This window comes from Lapillicoccus sp., from assembly GCF_039935575.1.
GTDB lineage: Bacteria > Actinomycetota > Actinomycetes > Actinomycetales > Dermatophilaceae > Lapillicoccus.
Genome location: NZ_JBDTKA010000113.1, coordinates 21976 through 37874, shown reverse-complemented (window position 1 = coordinate 37874; position 15899 = coordinate 21976). Strand labels below are relative to the sequence as shown.

The window sequence follows — 15899 nt, the reverse complement described above, 5'->3', positions numbered from 1 at the left end:
GGTGTCGCACGTGGCCGGAGGCGCCGTACGCCGGGTCGGCTCGACGGCCCGCGACCTCGAGCCGGAGCATCGGCGCGACGGCATCGGGCTCGGACTGATCGCGCTCGCCGTCGTCGTCGCGGCCCGCGAATGGTGGGGCGTGCCCGGACCGGTCGGCGACGTCATCCACGCGGTCGTCGCGGGGACGCTCGGACGGGTCGCCTACGCGCTGCCGCTCGTCTTGCTGGCGTTCGCGCTCCGGCTGCTGCGCGCGCCGCAGGACGAGGCCGCGACGAACCGGATCCTGCTCGGCACCGCGGCGCTCACCTTCGCTGCGTGCGGTCTCGCCCACATCGCCGACGGCATCCCCAACCCGCCGGGCGGGGCGAACCAGATGCGCGCCGCCGGGGGGATCGTCGGGTTCCTCGCCTCGAGCCCGCTGGCCGCCGCCGTGTCGAGCACGGGCGCCGTCGTCATCCTGGTCCTGCTCGCGGTGTTCGGGCTGCTGGTCGTCACCGCGACCCCGGTTCGCGAGATCCCGCACCGCTTCGTGCAGCTGCGCGACCGGCTGGTCGGTGCGGCTCCTGAAGACGAGCCCGCCGGCGGCGAGAACACCGGGGCCACCCAGGCCGGCGCCGGCATGCCGGCTCGCGGACGTCGGCGGGCCGTCGATCTGCTCGAAGGGCGCTCTGGCGACGAGGCGTTCGAGCAGGCGGCCGTCGTCGCCCCTGACTCGGGCGGCGGGCGCCGCCTGCGCCCGGGCGAACGTCGCCCCGCTCCCGACAACGCCCCCGACGCCCCCGACGCCACCGGCCTCACCGACGCCACCAGCCTCACCGGAACCGGAGGTCTGCAGCCCGGCGACCCGAACACGGCTGTCGGGCTCGTCGCCAAGAAGGAGCTGATGCCGCTGCCCACGTCCACACTCCCGGCGCGGGTCGAGCAGCTGGCGCTCACCGGTGACATCGCGTACACCCTTCCCGCCCAGGCTTTGCTGACGCCCGGCGCTCCGCACCGGACCCGCAGCGTCGCCAACGACCGCGTCCTGGAGGCCCTGACCCGCGTCTTCGACCAGTTCGACATCGACGCCCAGGTCACGGGTTTCATGCGGGGTCCCACCGTGACGCGCTATGAGGTGGAGCTCGGCCCGGCAACCAAGGTCGAGCGGGTCACCGCCTTGTCCAAGAACATCGCGTATTCGGTCGCCTCGGCCGACGTCCGGATCCTCAGCCCGATCCCGGGCAAGTCCGCGATCGGGATCGAGATCCCCAACACCGACCGCGAGACCGTGTCGCTCGGTGACGTGCTGCGCAGCCAGGCAGCCAGGGACAACCACCACCCCATGGTGATAGGAGTCGGTAAGGACGTCGAGGGCGGCTACGTCGTCGCGAACCTCGCGAAGATGCCGCACCTGCTCGTGGCCGGCGCAACGGGCGCCGGCAAGTCCTCGTTCGTCGACTCGGTGATCACCTCGATCCTGATGCGCTCGACCCCCGACGAGGTGCGGATGGTCCTCATCGACCCGAAGCGGGTCGAGCTGACGGCATACGAGGGGGTTCCGCACCTCATCACCCCGATCATCACCAGTCCCAAGAAGGCCGCGGAGGCCCTGGCCTGGGTGGTTCGCGAGATGGACACGCGGTACGACGACCTGGCGGCGTTCGGGTTCAAGCACGTCGACGACTTCAACAAGGCGGTCCGCTCCGGCAAGGCCACACCGCTGCCTGGTTCGGAGCGGGTCCTGAAGCCATACCCTTACCTGCTCGTCATCGTCGACGAGCTCGCCGACCTGATGATGGTGGCTCCGCGCGACGTCGAGGAGTCGATCGTGCGGATCACCCAGCTCGCCCGGGCCGCTGGGATCCACCTCGTGCTGGCGACCCAGCGCCCGTCGGTTGACGTCGTCACCGGACTCATCAAGGCCAACGTGCCGTCACGGATGGCGTTCGCGACGTCGTCGCTGGCCGACTCCAGGGTTGTCCTGGACCAGGCCGGTGCCGAGAAGCTCGTCGGTCAAGGGGATGCGCTGTTCCTGCCGATGGGCACCAGCAAGCCGATCCGCGTCCAGGGCGCCTGGGTCACCGAGTCCGAGGTCAACGCGGTCGTCAAGAGCGTCACCGCGCAGCTGAAGCCGACCTACCGGGACGACGTGATCGTGGCGGTCGCGCACAAGCAGGTGGACGACGACATCGGCGACGACCTCGACCTGCTGCTGCAGGCAACCGAGCTCGTGGTGACCACCCAGTTCGGGTCCACGTCGATGCTGCAGCGCAAGCTGCGGGTCGGTTTCGCCAAGGCCGGGCGGCTGATGGACCTGCTCGAGTCGCGCGGGATCGTCGGTCCGTCCGAGGGTTCCAAGGCGCGTGACGTGCTGGTCAGGGCCGACGACCTGCCGCGCACCATCGCGCTGCTGCGCGGTGACGACATCCCCGTCGAGGCGCCGTTCGAGGACGACGTGGTGGGCTCCGCGGACGGGCCCGAGCGGCGGTACGAGGAGGTCGACGGAGAAGACGGAGAAGACGCCTGGGGTCTGACGGGCCGGGACTGACTGGGCGTCAGACCACCAGCCGGTAGCCGACTCCGGGCTCCGTGAGGAGGTAGCGGGGCGCGGCAGGATCGGGTTCGAGCTTGCGACGCAGCTGGTTGGCGTAGACGCGCAGGTAGTTGAGCTCGCGCCCGTAAGCCGGTCCCCATGCCGCGCGCAGCAGCTCGGCATGCGTGACCAGGTGGCCGGCCCGATGGGCGAGCGCCTCGAGCAGACGCCACTCGGTCGGGGTGAGACGGATCTCCGTGCCGTCGGTGCGGCGGCGGGCCTGCCGCTCGCCGATGTCGAGGATGAAGTCGTCGGTGGTGACGACGAGCGGCTCGTGGGTCTCGCCGGCCCCACGCCGCACAGCCGCCCGGATCCGGGCCAGGAACTCGTCCATGCCGAAAGGCTTCGTCACGTAGTCGTCCGCTCCGGCATCCAGGGCCTCGACCTTGTCGTCTGAGTCGTGGCGCGCGGAGAGCACGACGACCGGGACGGTCGACACGGCGCGCAACCGTCGCAGGACGTCCACCCCGTCGATGTCGGGCAGTCCGAGGTCGAGCACGATGACATCCGGCGTCCGCTCGGCGACGATCTGCAAGGCCGACCGGCCGTCACCGGCCATCTCGACCTCGTAGTCCCGCGCGCGCAGGTTGATGCCCAGGGTGCGGCGGATGTGGGGTTCGTCGTCGACGACCAGGACGAAGGTCACCCGCGCGACCCTTGCGCGGTGCTGGCCACGGTGCTGGCCACGGTGCTGGCCACGGCGCTGCTCGAGCTGCTCGAGCTGCTCGTGTCTCTCACGTCCCTGGTGTCGTTCGAGTCCGTCGCACCCTCGGTGTCGAACGCCATGGGCAGGTCGATGGCGATCGTCAGCCCGCCTCCAGGGGTGTCCTCAGCCCAGAGCGTCCCATCCATCAGCTCCGTCAGGCCGCGCGCCACCGCGAGCCCGAGACCCACGCCGTCGCCTCGCGGAGTGTCACCCCCGCGCTGGAACGGCGCGAAGATCTGCTCCTTGGCCGCGTCGCTCACTCCAGGACCGCGGTCGACAACGCGGACCTGAACCCGTTCGCCGAGGCGACTGGCCTGCACGACGACCTCGCGCCGGCCCGGTGAGTGCCGCAACGCGTTCTCGAGGACGTTGGCGAGTACCCGGTCCAGCAGTCCGGCGTCCGCACGGAGGAGGGGGAGGTCGTGGTCGAACCTCGTGCGCACCCGGCCGCCGTCCGCGAGCGGGCTCCGGGCCGCGTCGACGACGTCGTCCAGCGACAGCTCTCCGAGGTGCGCGGTGATGGTGCCCGTCTGGATGCGCGACATGTCGAGGAGGTTGCCGATCAACGACCCCAGCCGGTCACTGGACTCCTCGATCGACTCCAGCAGCTGTGCCTCGTCCTCGGGGGAGAACTGGACGTCCTGCTGGCGCAGACTCGAGACCGCCGCCTTGATCCCGGCCAGCGGCGTACGCAGGTCGTGCGAGACCGCCGCGAGAAGCGCGGTGCGAGAACGACTGTCGCGGGCCAGGCCGCGAGCTCGAGCGGCCTCCACCACGAGGCGGTCCCGGGTCAGCAACGACGCGGCGTGCGAGGTGAAGGCCACCACGAGACGCTGCTCGTCGGCGGGAAGGACTGGCCCGACGAGAACGAGCTCGGTCTGCTCGTCGACGGTCTGACGCACCGACGCCGACCCGATGTCGTCGGCGGCGAAGTCGCCGGCGGCGGCAACCACCGTCCACGGTTCACGGACGTTCGTTCGGGAGACCAGGGCTGCCGCAGTCATCGCGAAGGTCGACCGGGCTCGTTCGAGGAGCGCCGGCACGGGGTCGGCCTCGGCGAGCAGCGACTGGGACAGGGCGGCGAGGATGCGCGACTCTCGCTCGGAGCGGAGCGCGATGTCACGTCGTCGCGCGGCCCGGTGCACCACGGACGCCACGGCCGCGGCGACGACGACGAACACGAGTAGCGCTACCGCGTTCTCGGGACTCTGGATCGTCAGTGTGCCGACGGGTTCGGTGAAGAACCAGTTGATCGCCAGCGAGGACACGACCGCGCAGACGAGTGCCGGAAGCAACCCTCCGACGAGCGCGGTGGCCACGGTCAACGTGAGGAAGATGAGCACCTCGAGTGGGAGCTGGTGCCATGGGCGGGTCAGGCTGAGACCGAGCGTCACGGCCGCGACCCCGACCGTCGCCAGCAGCCACCCGGAGATCCGGCGGGCCCGCCCGAGCCCGTATGCCGGTCGGGCCAGAGTGTCGCTGCGCCCCACCGCGTGTCCCACGAGGTGGACGTCGATGTCACCGGCGTCTCGGGCAACCTGCTGCCCGACACCGCGGCGGAGCAGGGAGGACAGCACCGGACCCCGGCTGGTCCCGATGACGATCTGGGTGGCGTTGGCTCCGCGCGCGAAGTCGAGAATGGACTGGGCGACGTCGCTGCCGGCGACCTCGTGCATGACACCACCGAGCTCCTTGACCAGCCGCCGTTGGGTGGCGAGGGCTTCGGGGTCCGCGTCGACCAGCCCGTCCGACCGGGTGACGTGGCACGCGAGCAGCTCGCTCCCGGCGCCGCGGGACGCGATCTGGCCCGCGCGGCGCAGCACCGTCTCGCTCTCCTCACCACCCGTGAGGGCGACCACGATCCGTTCGCGGGTCGGCCAGGGGGCGGAGATCCCTTGGGAGGCGCGATAACGCTCCAGGGTCTCGTCCACGCGGTCCGCCAGCCAGAGCAGCGCCAGCTCGCGCAGGGCTGACAGGTTGCCTGGCCGGAAGTAGTTGGTCAACGCCGCGTCGATCCGGTCGGCCGCGTAGACGTTGCCGTGGGCCATCCGACGACGAAGGGACTCCGGCGACATGTCGACGAGCTCGATCTGGTCGGCGGCGCGGACGATGTCGTCGGGGACCGTCTCGCGCTGCAGCACACCCGTGATCGACTCGACAACGTCGTTGAGCGACTCCAGGTGCTGGATGTTCACGGTCGAGATGACGTCGATGCCAGCTGACTGCAGGACCTCGATGTCCTCCCAACGTTTGGCGCGGGCCGACCCGGGGGCATTGGTATGCGCGAGCTCGTCGACCAGCACGACCTCCGGCGCGCGGGCCAGGACAGCGTCCACGTCGAGCTCGGTCAGCGTGGAGCCGCGGTGCTCGACCCGCCGACGCGGGACGACCTCGAGGCCTTCGGCCGCCGAGCTCGTGAACGAGCGGCCGTGCGTCTCGAGGATGCCGACGACGACGTCGGTGCCGCGGTCCACCCCCCGTCGAGCCTCGGCCAGCATCGCGACCGTCTTGCCCACACCGGGCGCGGCACCGAGATAGATGCGCAGTCGTCCACGGGCCATGACGTCATTGTCCTCTGGGCAGCGGCATCTCAGGCCCGTTCAGGACGTCGCCTGGGCCAGGGCGAGGTCGAGCTCGGTCACGTTGACCCGTTCCTCACCGAGGAACCCCAGGACTCGACCCTTGGTGTGCGCTTCCACCAGAGCCTGCACCGAGCCGACCGACATGCCCCGGGCGGAGGCCACGCGCGCAACCTGCCACCGCGCGTACGCGGGGGAGATGTCGGGGTCGAGGCCGCTCGCGGAGGCAGCGAGGGCCTCGGCAGGTGGCGGCGTCGACGCCTGCGGGTTGGCGGCCACGAGCGCCGCGCGGGCGTCTGCCAGGGCCTTGGTCTGCGCCGCCTCGTTGGGGCCGAGGTTCGAGCCGCCGCTGGATGTCCCGGCATACTCGCTGGCCGACCGCCGACCCTGGAACCACTGGGCCCCGGTGACCTGCTGGCCGAAGCTGCTCGTCCCTACGACGGTTTTTCCGCGCTCGAGCAGCGAGCCGTTGGCGGCCGTGTGGTCGACGGCCTGGCCGACCCCGAGGACGACGAGCGGGTAGGCCACTCCGCACAGGAGCGTGAGCACGAGCAGGGTACGCAGGGCAGCGGACAGCTGGCGGGTGAGGGTGGTCATGCAGGTCACTTCATTCCGGGCAGGAGGGAGACGACGAGGTCGATGAGCTTGATGCCGAGGAACGGCGTGAGGACGCCGCCCAGCCCGTAGACCAGCAGGTTGCGTCGCAGCATCGTGGCCGCACCGGAGGGTCGGTACCGAACACCGCGTAGGGCCAACGGAATCAGCGCGACGATGACGAGGGCGTTGAAGATGACGGCTGAGAGCATCGCCGAGCTGGGTGTCGAGAGGTGCATGATGTTGAGCGCCACGAGCCCCGGGAAGATCCCGGTGAACATGGCCGGGATGATGGCGAAGTACTTGGCGACGTCGTTGGCGATGGAGAAGGTCGTCAGCGCGCCCCGGGTGATGAGCAGCTGCTTGCCGATCTCGACGATCTCGATGAGCTTGGTCGGGTCGGAGTCCAGGTCGACCATGTTGCCGGCCTCCTTGGCGGCCGACGTACCGGTGTTCATCGCCACGCCGACGTCGGCTTGGGCCAGTGCCGGCGCGTCGTTCGTGCCGTCCCCGGTCATCGCGACGAGCCGGCCGCCCTCCTGCTCCTTGCGGATCAGGGCCATCTTGTCCTCGGGAGTGGCCTCGGCGAGGAAGTCGTCGACGCCGGCCTCCTTGGCGATGGCAGCGGCGGTCAACGGGTTGTCCCCAGTGATCATCACCGTCCGAATTCCCATGGCCCGCAACCGGTCGAAGCGCTCCGTCATCCCGGGTTTGACGACGTCCTTCAGGTGGATGACACCAAGGACCTGGGCCGGCTGGGCGTCCTGTCTCTGGGCGACGACGAGCGGGGTGCCGCCCGCGGCGGCGATGCCGTCGACGACCTCATGAAGCCCAGCGGGTTCGGTACCTCCGCCGGCAAGGACCCACTGGACGACCTGGCTGCCGGCGCCCTTGCGGATCTGGAGACCGGTAGACAGGTCGACGCCGGACATCCTGGTCTGGGCGGTGAACTCCACGAATACGGCGCCGTCGTGCTGGAGGTCCCCCAGCGCGGTTGCGGTGTGCGACTCTCCCTGCGCCGTCGCGAGCTCGACGACCGAGCGGCCCTCGGGGGTCTCGTCGGCCAGGCTGCTGAGGTATGCGGCGTGCGTCAGCTGCGACGAGCTGACCCCGCCCACCGCGCGGAGCTCGGTCGCCCGGCGGTTCCCGAGGGTGATCGTGCCGGTCTTGTCCAGCAGCAGCGTCGACACGTCCCCGGCCGCCTCCACGGCGCGGCCCGACATGGCGAGCACGTTGCGCTGAACCAGGCGGTCCATCCCGGCGATGCCGATTGCGGAGAGCAGCGCCCCGATGGTCGTGGGGATCAGGCAGACGAGCAGCGCGACGAGGACCACGACCTGCTGAAGACCCCCGGAGTAGCCCGCCATCGGCTGGAGCGCAATGACGACGAGCAGGAAGATGATGGTCAGGGTCGCCAACAAGATGTTGAGCGCGATCTCGTTTGGCGTCTTCTGGCGGGACGCGCCCTCGACCAGGGCGATCATCCGGTCGATGAACGTCTCACCGGGCTTGGTGGTGATTCGCACGACGATCCGGTCCGACAGGACGGTCGTACCGCCGGTGACAGCGCACCGGTCGCCGCCGGACTCCCGGATGACCGGTGCCGACTCTCCGGTGATAGCCGACTCGTCGACGCTGGCTACACCCTCGACGATGTCACCGTCACCGGGGATGACCTGTCCTGCCTCCACCACGACGAGATCGCCGAGCCGCAGCTGCGCGCCGGACACCTCCTCCGCGGTCCGTCCGTCCGAGGTGAGGCGACGCGCCATCGTGTCGACGCGGGTCGCCCGCAAGGTGGCGGCCTGGGCCTTGCCGCGACCCTCGGCCACGGCTTCGGCCACGTTGGCGAACAAGACGGTGATCCACAGCCACACCGCGATGCCGACGGTGAACACCCCGGGGTTGACGGCGGCCAGCACGGTGGTGAGCACCGACCCGACCCAGACCACGAAGATCACGGGGCTACGGAACACATGTCGGGGGTCGAGCTTGACGAACGCCTGCGGCAGGCTGAACACGATGGAGTGGACGGTCACTGCAGTGCCTCCGCGATCGGGCCGAGCGCCAGGGTGGGGAAGTACGTCAGCCCGGTGACGACCAGCGCGACGCTGACGAGCAGAGTGACGAACAGGGGTGTGTGGGTGGGCATGGTCCCGGCGGTGACCGGTCGACGTCGTTGGACGACGAACCGTCCGGCCAGGGCCAGGACCAGGACGAGGGGGGCGAAGCGCCCCAGTGCCATGGCGAGCGCCAGCGTCAGGTTGAGGTAGGGCTGGTCGGCGCTCAGACCGGCGAAGGCCGACCCGTTGTTGTTGGCGGCGGAGGTGTACGCGTACACCATCTCGGTCAGCCCGTGCGGTCCCGAGCCGAGCAGCGCGTCTCGGCTGACCGGAAGTCCGATGCCGATGGCCGAAAGGACGAGGACCACGGCCGGGGTCACCAGGGTGTAGAGCGCTGCGAGGGTGATCTCGTGACGGCCAACGGTCTTGCCGAGCAGCTCCGGTGTCCGTCCTACCATCAAGCCCGCGATGAACACGGTGATGATGGCCACGACGAGCGCGCCGTAGAGCCCCGAGCCGGTGCCGCCCGGGGAGATCTCGCCCAGCATCATGTTGAGCAGCACGACCCCGCCGCCGGCGGGGCTGTAGCTCTCGTGCATCGAGTTGACGGCGCCCGTAGACGTCGAGGTGGTCGAGGCGGCGAACAGCGTCGACGCCCAGATGCCGAACCGCGTCTCCTTGCCCTCCATGCTCCCGGCGACACCGCTGGACGCGGCGACCTCGGCCCAGGTCACGAGCGCGAGGGAGGTGCCCCACAGAAGCCCCATGAACGCGGTGATCGCGTGGCCCTGGCGGCGGTCGCCGACCATGATGCCGTAGGCCCTGGGAAGTGCGAACGGGATGACGAGGATGAGGAAGATCTCGAAGAGGTTGGTCAGGGCGTTGGGGTTCTCGAACGGGTGCGAGCTGTTGGCGTTGAAGAAGCCGCCGCCGTTGGTGCCGAGCTCCTTGATCACCTCCTGTGAGGCGACCAGGCCGCCGGGGATGACCTGGGTCGCCCCGGTGACCCCCGTGACGGTCGTCGGGTCGGCGAGGTTCTGCACGACGCCGCCCACGACGAGCAGGACCGCGCCGACGACGGCGAGGGGCAGCAGCACCCGGACAGTCGTGCGGACCAGGTCGACCCAGAAGTTGCCGATCGTCGTTCCTTGCTGCCGCGCGATGGCTCGGATCAGTGCGGCCACCACGGCGATGCCGACCGCGGCCGAGGTGAAGTTCTGGACGGTGAGCCCGAATGCCTGGACGAACTGCGACGCGCCCGCCTCACCGGCGTACGACTGCCAGTTCGTGTTGGTGACGAACGAGACCGCGGTGTTGACCGCGGTGTCGACGTGCATCGACTCACCGTGGTGGAACGGGAGAACCCCCTGCCCCACGATGACGACGAAGAGCAGCACGAAACTGAGGATGGTGAAGGCGCCCACGGAGGCGGCATAGACCTGCCAGCGTTGTTCCTTGTCGGGGTTCACTCCACAGAGCCGGTAGGCGAACCGCTCGACGCGCCAGTGCTTCTCGCTGGTGAAGACCCGCGCCAGCCACCCGCCGAGGGGGGCGTGCGTGACGGCGAGCAGCACGACCAGAACGCCGATGGTGAGCATCCCGGAGACGGCGTCACTCATCAGAAACGGTCCGGTCTGACCAGTGCGTACACGAGGTAGCCGATGAGGGCCAGGGCCAGGAGCCCCGCAACGATGTTCTCGATCACGTCAGCGAGTCAACGCGCTCCCGGCTCGGCGGCCCTTGGTGTTGATGTGCGGTTGACGGGCTTTGACGCGATCTTGACGCACGCCCGGGGGCGCCGGCGCCGGCATGTCCGCCCTTAGACGGGGCAGACGGTGTTGTCTTTTCCGACGGCGGCGGGTATGCCGTCCAGCTCACCGATGGTGGCGAGCGACGGCGCCCGCAGTGCGGACAGGTCCCTGGCAACGGACTCGGCGTCACGAAGCACGCGAATCGCGTTGCGGTGCGCCAGCTTTGCTAGATCGTCGTCGGACCAACCACGCTCGTCAAGGGCGTCCAGCAGCCGCGGGTATGCCGACACGTCCTCCAGCCCGACCGGCATCGTGTCGGTGCCGTCGTAGTCGCCCCCCAGTCCCACGTGCTCGATACCCGCCACATCGCGGACGTGCTCGACGTGCCGCACGACGTCGTCGACCGTCGCGAGGGGCTTCGGATGCGCACGCGCGTAGCCGACGGACCACGCCATGAACCTCGGGAAGTCCGATGCGGAGATGCCGTCGCCTGCAGCGTGCGCGACCGCCTCGGCCCGCCACGCCGCGGCCTCCTCGGTAAGGAACTCCGGCACGAAGGCGACCATGCAGACCCCGCCGCCCGCCGCCATCGAGAGGAGTACGTCGTCCGGCACGTTGCGGACCACGTCCGTCACGGCTTGTGCGCAGGAGTGGCTGAAGATGACGGGGGCCTCGCTCGCGACGAGGGCTGCACGCATGGTGTCGACCGAGACGTGGGAGAGGTCGACAAGCACGCCGAGCCGGTTCATCTCACGGACCACCTCGACACCGAACCGCGAGAGGCCGCCGTGCACCGCGGTGTCGGTTGCCGAGTCTGCCCAGGGCGTGTTGTCGTTGTGGGTCAGCGTCAGGTAGCGCAGGCCCAGCCCGTGCAGCACGCGCAACGCACCCAGCGAGCAACCGATCGACTGCCCGCCCTCGGCGCCGAGTAGTGACGCGATCCGGCCGGAGGTCATGGCGGCCTCGACGTCGTCTGCCGTGCGCGCCAGGGTGAGGTCGCCGGCATACCGGCCCACCAGACGGTAGATGAAGTCCACCTGCTCGAGGGTCTGGGTGACGGCGAGGTCGCCCGGGAGGTTGCTGGGGGCGTAGACCGACCAGAACTGGCCGGCCACCCCGCCCTCGCGCAGGCGGGGGAGGTCGGTGGCCGTCGAGGTCTGGCGCCGACCGACGTCGATGCGGTCGAGGTCGTAGCCGACCTGCCGGCGCAGCTCCCAGGCGAGGTCGTTGTGGCCGTCGATCACGGGAACGGAGGTGCGGGTCATGCTCTCGATGATGGCAGGGGAGATCGCGCCCGCGCCGTAGACTCCGGGCGTGCCCGTCTCCACCACGCCCCGCCGCCGGGTCGCTCTGGTCACCCTGGGGTGCACCCGCAACGAGGTCGACTCCGAGGAGCTGGCCGGGCGGCTTCAGGACGAAGGCTGGGAGCTCGTCGACGACGCCGCCGACGCCGACGTCGCGGTGGTCAACACCTGCGGGTTCGTCGAGCAGGCCAAGAAGGACTCGATCGACGCGCTGCTGGAGGCATCCGACCTCAAGGACGGCAGCAACCGTACGCGTGCGGTCGTGGCTGTCGGCTGTCTCGCCGAACGCTATGGCGAACAGCTGGCCTCGCAGCTGCCCGAGGCCGATGCGGTGCTCGGGTTCGACTCGTACACCACGATGTCCGACCATCTGACTGCGATCCTCGGTGGCGGGCACGTCGCCTCGCACACCCCGTCGGACCGGCGCAAGCTGCTGCCGTTGGCACCCGTGCACCGGCCCGCGCAGCTGTCGACGGTGGCGATCCCCGGGCTTCCCGCGTCCGGACCGCGTCCCGTCCGCGCTCGGCTCTCCGGGATGCCATGGGCCCCGCTGAAGATCGCCAGCGGCTGCGACCGCCGATGCGCGTTCTGCGCCATCCCGTCGTTCCGGGGGGCGTTCGTCTCCCGGTTGCCGCAGGACGTCGTGGCCGAGGCAGAATGGTTGGCGCAGCGAGGCGTTCGGGAGGTGTTCCTCGTCAGCGAGAACTCCACGTCCTACGGCAAGGACCTCGGCGATCTGGCGCTGTTGGAGAAGCTCCTGCCGCAGCTGGGTGAGGTCGAGGGGATCGACCGCGTGCGCGTGTCCTACCTGCAGCCGGCGGAGATCCGGCCCGGGCTGCTGCGCGCTATGGCGGAGACGACTCGCGTGGTTCCCTACTACGACATCTCTTTCCAGCACGCCTCCGAACCCCTGCTGCGGCGGATGCGCCGGTTCGGCAGCCGGGAGGCGTTCCTCGACCTGCTCGGACGCGTGCGCGAGGGCAACCCCACGGCTGGCGTGCGGACCAACGTCATCCTAGGGTTCCCCAGCGAGAGCGAGTCCGACGTCGACGAGCTCGAGGCCTTCCTGAGCCAGGCGCGGCTTGACGTGGTCGGCGTCTTCGGCTACTCCGACGAGGACGGGACCGAGGCGGAGCGCCTTGACGGGCACCTGCCGGACGACGTCGTCTCCGAGCGGGTCGCCCGCATCACCGACCTCGTCGAGGAGCTGACCTCGCAGCGTGCGGCCGAGCGGATCGGGGAGGACGTCGAGGTCCTGGTCGAGGAGCTGGATGACGAGGTCAGTGAAGCGGGTGAGACGGGTGCCGGGTCGGTGACTGGTCGGACCGCATACCAGGGTCCCGACGTCGACGGGAGCACCACCGTCCTGTTCGCTCCCGGAGTGCCGCGTCCCGCGGTCGGCGAGATCGTCCGCGCGACCGTCGTCGGTTCGAAGGGCGTTGACCTGGTCGCCAGGTCACGATGAGCGCCACCCCGGGCGAGACCGGGACGGGTCAGGCGCGACGCCCGACTCCCAGCAACTGGAACGTCGCGAACGCGCTCACCGTGATCCGGCTGCTGATGGTTCCGCTGCTCGGGTGGCTGCTGCTCGCCGAGGGAGGCCATACCTGGGCCTACCGACTGGCCGCGTGTGCCGTCTTCGTGGTCGCGATGGTCACCGACAGCATCGACGGCGACCTCGCGCGCCGCCACGGGCTGGTCACGGACCTCGGGAAGGTGCTCGACCCCATCGCCGACAAGGCGCTCACGGGCATGGCGCTGATCGGGTTGTCGATCATCGGGATCGTGCCGTGGTGGGTGACGACGCTGATCCTGGTGCGGGAGCTGGGCATCACCGTGGTGCGGTTCGCCGTCATCCGGCACGGGGTGATGCCCGCCGGCCGCGGTGGCAAGCTCAAGACGATGCTCCAGGCGGCCGCGCTGACCCTGTTGCTGTTTCCTCTCGAGTCCCTGCCGGGCGGCTCGGTATGGCTGACGGTGGCCTACGTCGTCCTCGGCGCAGCCCTGGTCGTGACGCTGGTGACCGGGGTCGACTACCTCAACCAGGCCCGCGAGCTGCGCCGCACCAGCGCCCGCACGGCCGAGAAGCGCCGGGCCAGAGCCGGCCGCCGCGACGGTCGAGTGTGACCGCAGCCGAGATCGTGGCGCTGCTTCTCGAACGCGGCGAGTCGGTGGGCTGCGCGGAGTCGCTCACCGGGGGGCTGCTGACGGCGCGGCTCGTCGACGTGCCCGGTGCCTCCGCGGTAGTACGCGGAGGGGTCGTCAGCTATGCCACCGACCTCAAGCACGAGCTCCTCGGCGTGGACGCCGAGCTGCTCGCCGCGCGGGGCGCGGTCGACGCGGAGGTCGCGGCTCAGATGGCCGTCGGGGCGCAGCGCGTCCTCGGTGCTGACTGGGGGGTCGCCACCACCGGCGTCGCCGGACCCGACCCGCAGGACGGTATGCCGGTCGGCCTGGTCTACGTCGCCGTCGCCGGCCCAGAGGTCCCCGCCGGGCCAGCCGTCCGGGTCGTCCCTGTTGTCCATCAGCACCGATTCGACGGGGGCCGGGCAATGGTGCGGGTGGCCTCGGTGGACGCAGCGCTGGGGCTGCTCGCCGACCAGCTGCGCGCCTGAGCAGCGGTGTGGTCACGCGTCCCCGCACGCGTCCGCACGCGTACAGACGGTCCGGGAAGCCTCGTTCGGCTCGCGCTGTTGACGTGTGCGACGGGTGTCCGCTCACGGCGAAACGACACAACCGGACGGCGGCCTGCGGGGGTCACGGGTTATGGTGGAACCGGTTCATCGGCGTGACTGACGGCAGATCCCATCGAGAGACGGCGAAGGAGGCGACCATGGTCCTGTTGCGACGTGAGCTGGGTGACGTCCTGCGCGAGGAACGACAGCACCAGGGACGCACCCTACGTGAGGTCTCCTCATCGGCCGCAGTCTCACTCGGCTACCTCAGCGAGGTCGAGCGCGGCGAGAAGGAAGCCTCTTCCGAGCTGCTCGGCTCCATCTGCGGCGCTCTGGGCATGCCGCTGTCCGAGGTGCTGCGCGAGGTCTCGACCCGGGTGGCCATCACGGAGTCGCTCACCGCCCCGGTGACGCTGCCGGTCGCCGCCGCGAGCGTCGTCGCTTCCGCGGCCTGACCCTCCTCGCCCGCTGGAGCCCCAGCCGTTGTGAGCCGGTTCGTCTCGGTCTCCTGCACCCAGCTGTCCGTGCTGTTGCACACCCCGTTCGTCACGGCCCTGCGGCGCACCGAGACGACCGACACGGTCGTGGTCCGCGTGACAGACGACGATGGCATCACCGGGTGGGGTGAGGCCCCTCAGGCCTGGCAGGTGACCGGTGAGTCCCTCATGGGTGCCACCGCCTGCGTCGAGCGGATGCTCGGACCGCTCGTCGTGGGCCGCGACACCGACGACTGGGAGGAGGTCGCCGCATCCTTGCAGGCGGCGGTGGCCCGCAACTTCGGTGCCAAGGCTGCCGTGGACGTCGCCCTGCGTGACCTCAGCGCCCGGCGTGCCGGGGTCACCCTGGCCGAGCTCCTCGGGGTCCGTCATGGGAGACGTCCCGGTAGTGAACCCAACAGTGAACCCGACAGTGAACCCGACAGTGAACCCAGACCGAGCGAGGTGCGCACCGATGTCACCCTGTCGGCAGGGAGCGCACCGGAGTTGGCTGCCTCGGCAGCGGCTCGGGTGGCCGACGGGTTCAGGACGCTGAAGATGAAGGTGGGCACCGACGCGCGGACGGACGTCGAGCGGGTGCTCCGCGTGCGCGACGCCGTCGGACCCCACGTGACCATCCGGCTCGACGCCAACCAGGGGTGGACCGTGGACGAGGCAGTCGAGGTGATTCGCGCGCTCGAGGCAGCCGACCTGGGCGTTGAGCTGGTCGAACAACCGGTCGCCGGCGAGGACGTCGAAGGCCTTGCGCAGGTACGCCAGCGGGTCGGACTCCCGATCATGGCTGACGAGTCGCTCTACAGCCGTTATGACCTCGAACGGATCCTGCGGCTGGAAGCCGCCGACCTGGTCAACGTCAAGCTCGCCAAGTGCGGCTCGCTCGCCATCGCAGCGCAGCTGCTCGACCGGGCGGCCCAGAACGGGCTCGGGACGATGGTCGGGTCGATGATGGAGACACCTATCGGCCTCGGCGCGATGGGGAGCCTGGTCGCGGCGCAGCCGACGTCCCTCGTCGACGACCTGGACGCTGCCTGGTGGGCCGCATCGTCACCGGTGGTCGGCGGGCCGACCTATCACGGCGACCGGCTCGTCCTGTCGGACCAGCCGGGACTCGGCGTCTCGGCGTTGACCGAGACCTTGGTCTGATCCGTCCCACCTTCA

At 70.2% G+C, this 15899-nt stretch carries 13 protein-coding genes; 6 read left to right on the top strand and 7 right to left on the bottom strand.

The window, feature by feature from the left end; all coding sequences use genetic code 11:
- Positions 1–10 precede the first annotated feature (10 nt).
- Positions 11–2527 carry a DNA translocase FtsK 4TM domain-containing protein gene (locus ABI385_RS13835; RefSeq protein WP_348104338.1) on the top strand — a complete coding sequence of 839 codons (2517 nt, stop codon included), beginning with the start codon at positions 11–13 and terminating at the stop codon, positions 2525–2527.
- Positions 2528–2534: 7 nt separating this feature from the next.
- Here ABI385_RS13835 and ABI385_RS13830 read toward each other — a convergent pair whose 3' ends face one another.
- From ABI385_RS13830 to ABI385_RS13805, 7 genes are all read right to left on the bottom strand, one after another.
- Entirely contained in the window at positions 2535–3218 is a 684-nt protein-coding gene (locus tag ABI385_RS13830; protein ID WP_348104337.1) for a response regulator transcription factor, read from the bottom strand.
- Positions 3215–5839 (bottom strand): ATP-binding protein, encoded by a 2625-nt coding sequence (locus ABI385_RS13825; RefSeq protein ID WP_348104336.1) that lies wholly within the window; start codon positions 5837–5839, stop codon positions 3215–3217. The genes ABI385_RS13830 and ABI385_RS13825 overlap by 4 nt, the downstream gene beginning before the upstream one ends.
- Before the next feature lie 39 nt (positions 5840–5878).
- The gene (gene kdpC / locus ABI385_RS13820) at positions 5879–6454 is read right to left on the bottom strand and encodes a potassium-transporting ATPase subunit KdpC (protein WP_348104335.1); all 576 of its coding nucleotides are present in this window, start codon (positions 6452–6454) and stop codon (positions 5879–5881) included.
- Positions 6455–6459: 5 nt separating this feature from the next.
- A complete protein-coding gene (gene kdpB / locus ABI385_RS13815; protein ID WP_348104334.1) occupies positions 6460–8490 on the bottom strand; it encodes a potassium-transporting ATPase subunit KdpB in 2031 nt (676 codons plus the stop codon).
- Positions 8487–10133: a potassium-transporting ATPase subunit KdpA gene (kdpA, locus tag ABI385_RS13810; RefSeq protein ID WP_348104333.1), complete on the bottom strand. Its 1647-nt coding sequence runs from the start codon at positions 10131–10133 to the stop codon at positions 8487–8489. Before kdpA ends, kdpB begins: the two co-directional genes overlap by 4 nt.
- Positions 10133–10219 (bottom strand): K(+)-transporting ATPase subunit F, encoded by an 87-nt coding sequence (gene kdpF, locus ABI385_RS18550; RefSeq protein ID WP_407068279.1) that lies wholly within the window; start codon positions 10217–10219, stop codon positions 10133–10135. The genes kdpA and kdpF overlap by 1 nt, the downstream gene beginning before the upstream one ends.
- 114 nt (positions 10220–10333) lie before the next feature.
- On the bottom strand, positions 10334–11530 hold the full coding sequence (locus ABI385_RS13805) for a dipeptidase (protein ID WP_348104332.1): 1197 nt from the start codon (positions 11528–11530) through the stop codon (positions 10334–10336).
- 49 nt (positions 11531–11579) lie between these two features.
- On the opposite strand from ABI385_RS13805, the gene rimO reads away from it, so the two are divergent.
- From rimO to ABI385_RS13780, 5 genes are all read left to right on the top strand, one after another.
- Complete coding sequence (gene rimO / locus ABI385_RS13800; protein ID WP_348104331.1) at positions 11580–13034, top strand: 30S ribosomal protein S12 methylthiotransferase RimO; 1455 nt, start codon at positions 11580–11582, stop codon at positions 13032–13034.
- Positions 13031–13696, top strand: a complete 666-nt coding sequence (gene pgsA, locus ABI385_RS13795; protein ID WP_348104330.1) for a CDP-diacylglycerol--glycerol-3-phosphate 3-phosphatidyltransferase — start codon at positions 13031–13033, stop codon at positions 13694–13696. Before rimO ends, pgsA begins: the two co-directional genes overlap by 4 nt.
- A complete protein-coding gene (locus ABI385_RS13790) occupies positions 13693–14184 on the top strand; it encodes a CinA family protein (RefSeq protein ID WP_348104329.1) in 492 nt (163 codons plus the stop codon). Before pgsA ends, ABI385_RS13790 begins: the two co-directional genes overlap by 4 nt.
- Before the next feature lie 218 nt (positions 14185–14402).
- Positions 14403–14699, top strand: a complete 297-nt coding sequence (locus tag ABI385_RS13785; protein WP_348104328.1) for a helix-turn-helix transcriptional regulator — start codon at positions 14403–14405, stop codon at positions 14697–14699.
- 30 nt (positions 14700–14729) lie between these two features.
- A complete protein-coding gene (locus ABI385_RS13780) occupies positions 14730–15884 on the top strand; it encodes a dipeptide epimerase (protein ID WP_348104327.1) in 1155 nt (384 codons plus the stop codon).
- Positions 15885–15899 lie beyond the last annotated feature (15 nt).

What these genes read in the sequence shown, in the direction of transcription:
- ABI385_RS13825 (WP_348104336.1), bottom strand. Translation starts at nt 5,839, where the DNA reads ATGGCCCGTGGACGACTGCGCATCTATCTCGGTGCCGCGCCCGGTGTG.
- kdpC (WP_348104335.1), bottom strand. Translation starts at nt 6,454, where the DNA reads ATGACCACCCTCACCCGCCAGCTGTCCGCTGCCCTGCGTACCCTGCTC.
- kdpA (WP_348104333.1), bottom strand. Translation starts at nt 10,133, where the DNA reads ATGAGTGACGCCGTCTCCGGGATGCTCACCATCGGCGTTCTGGTCGTG.
- ABI385_RS13805 (WP_348104332.1), bottom strand. Translation starts at nt 11,530, where the DNA reads ATGACCCGCACCTCCGTTCCCGTGATCGACGGCCACAACGACCTCGCC.
- pgsA (WP_348104330.1), top strand. Translation starts at nt 13,031, where the DNA reads ATGAGCGCCACCCCGGGCGAGACCGGGACGGGTCAGGCGCGACGCCCG.
- ABI385_RS13785 (WP_348104328.1), top strand. Translation starts at nt 14,403, where the DNA reads ATGGTCCTGTTGCGACGTGAGCTGGGTGACGTCCTGCGCGAGGAACGA.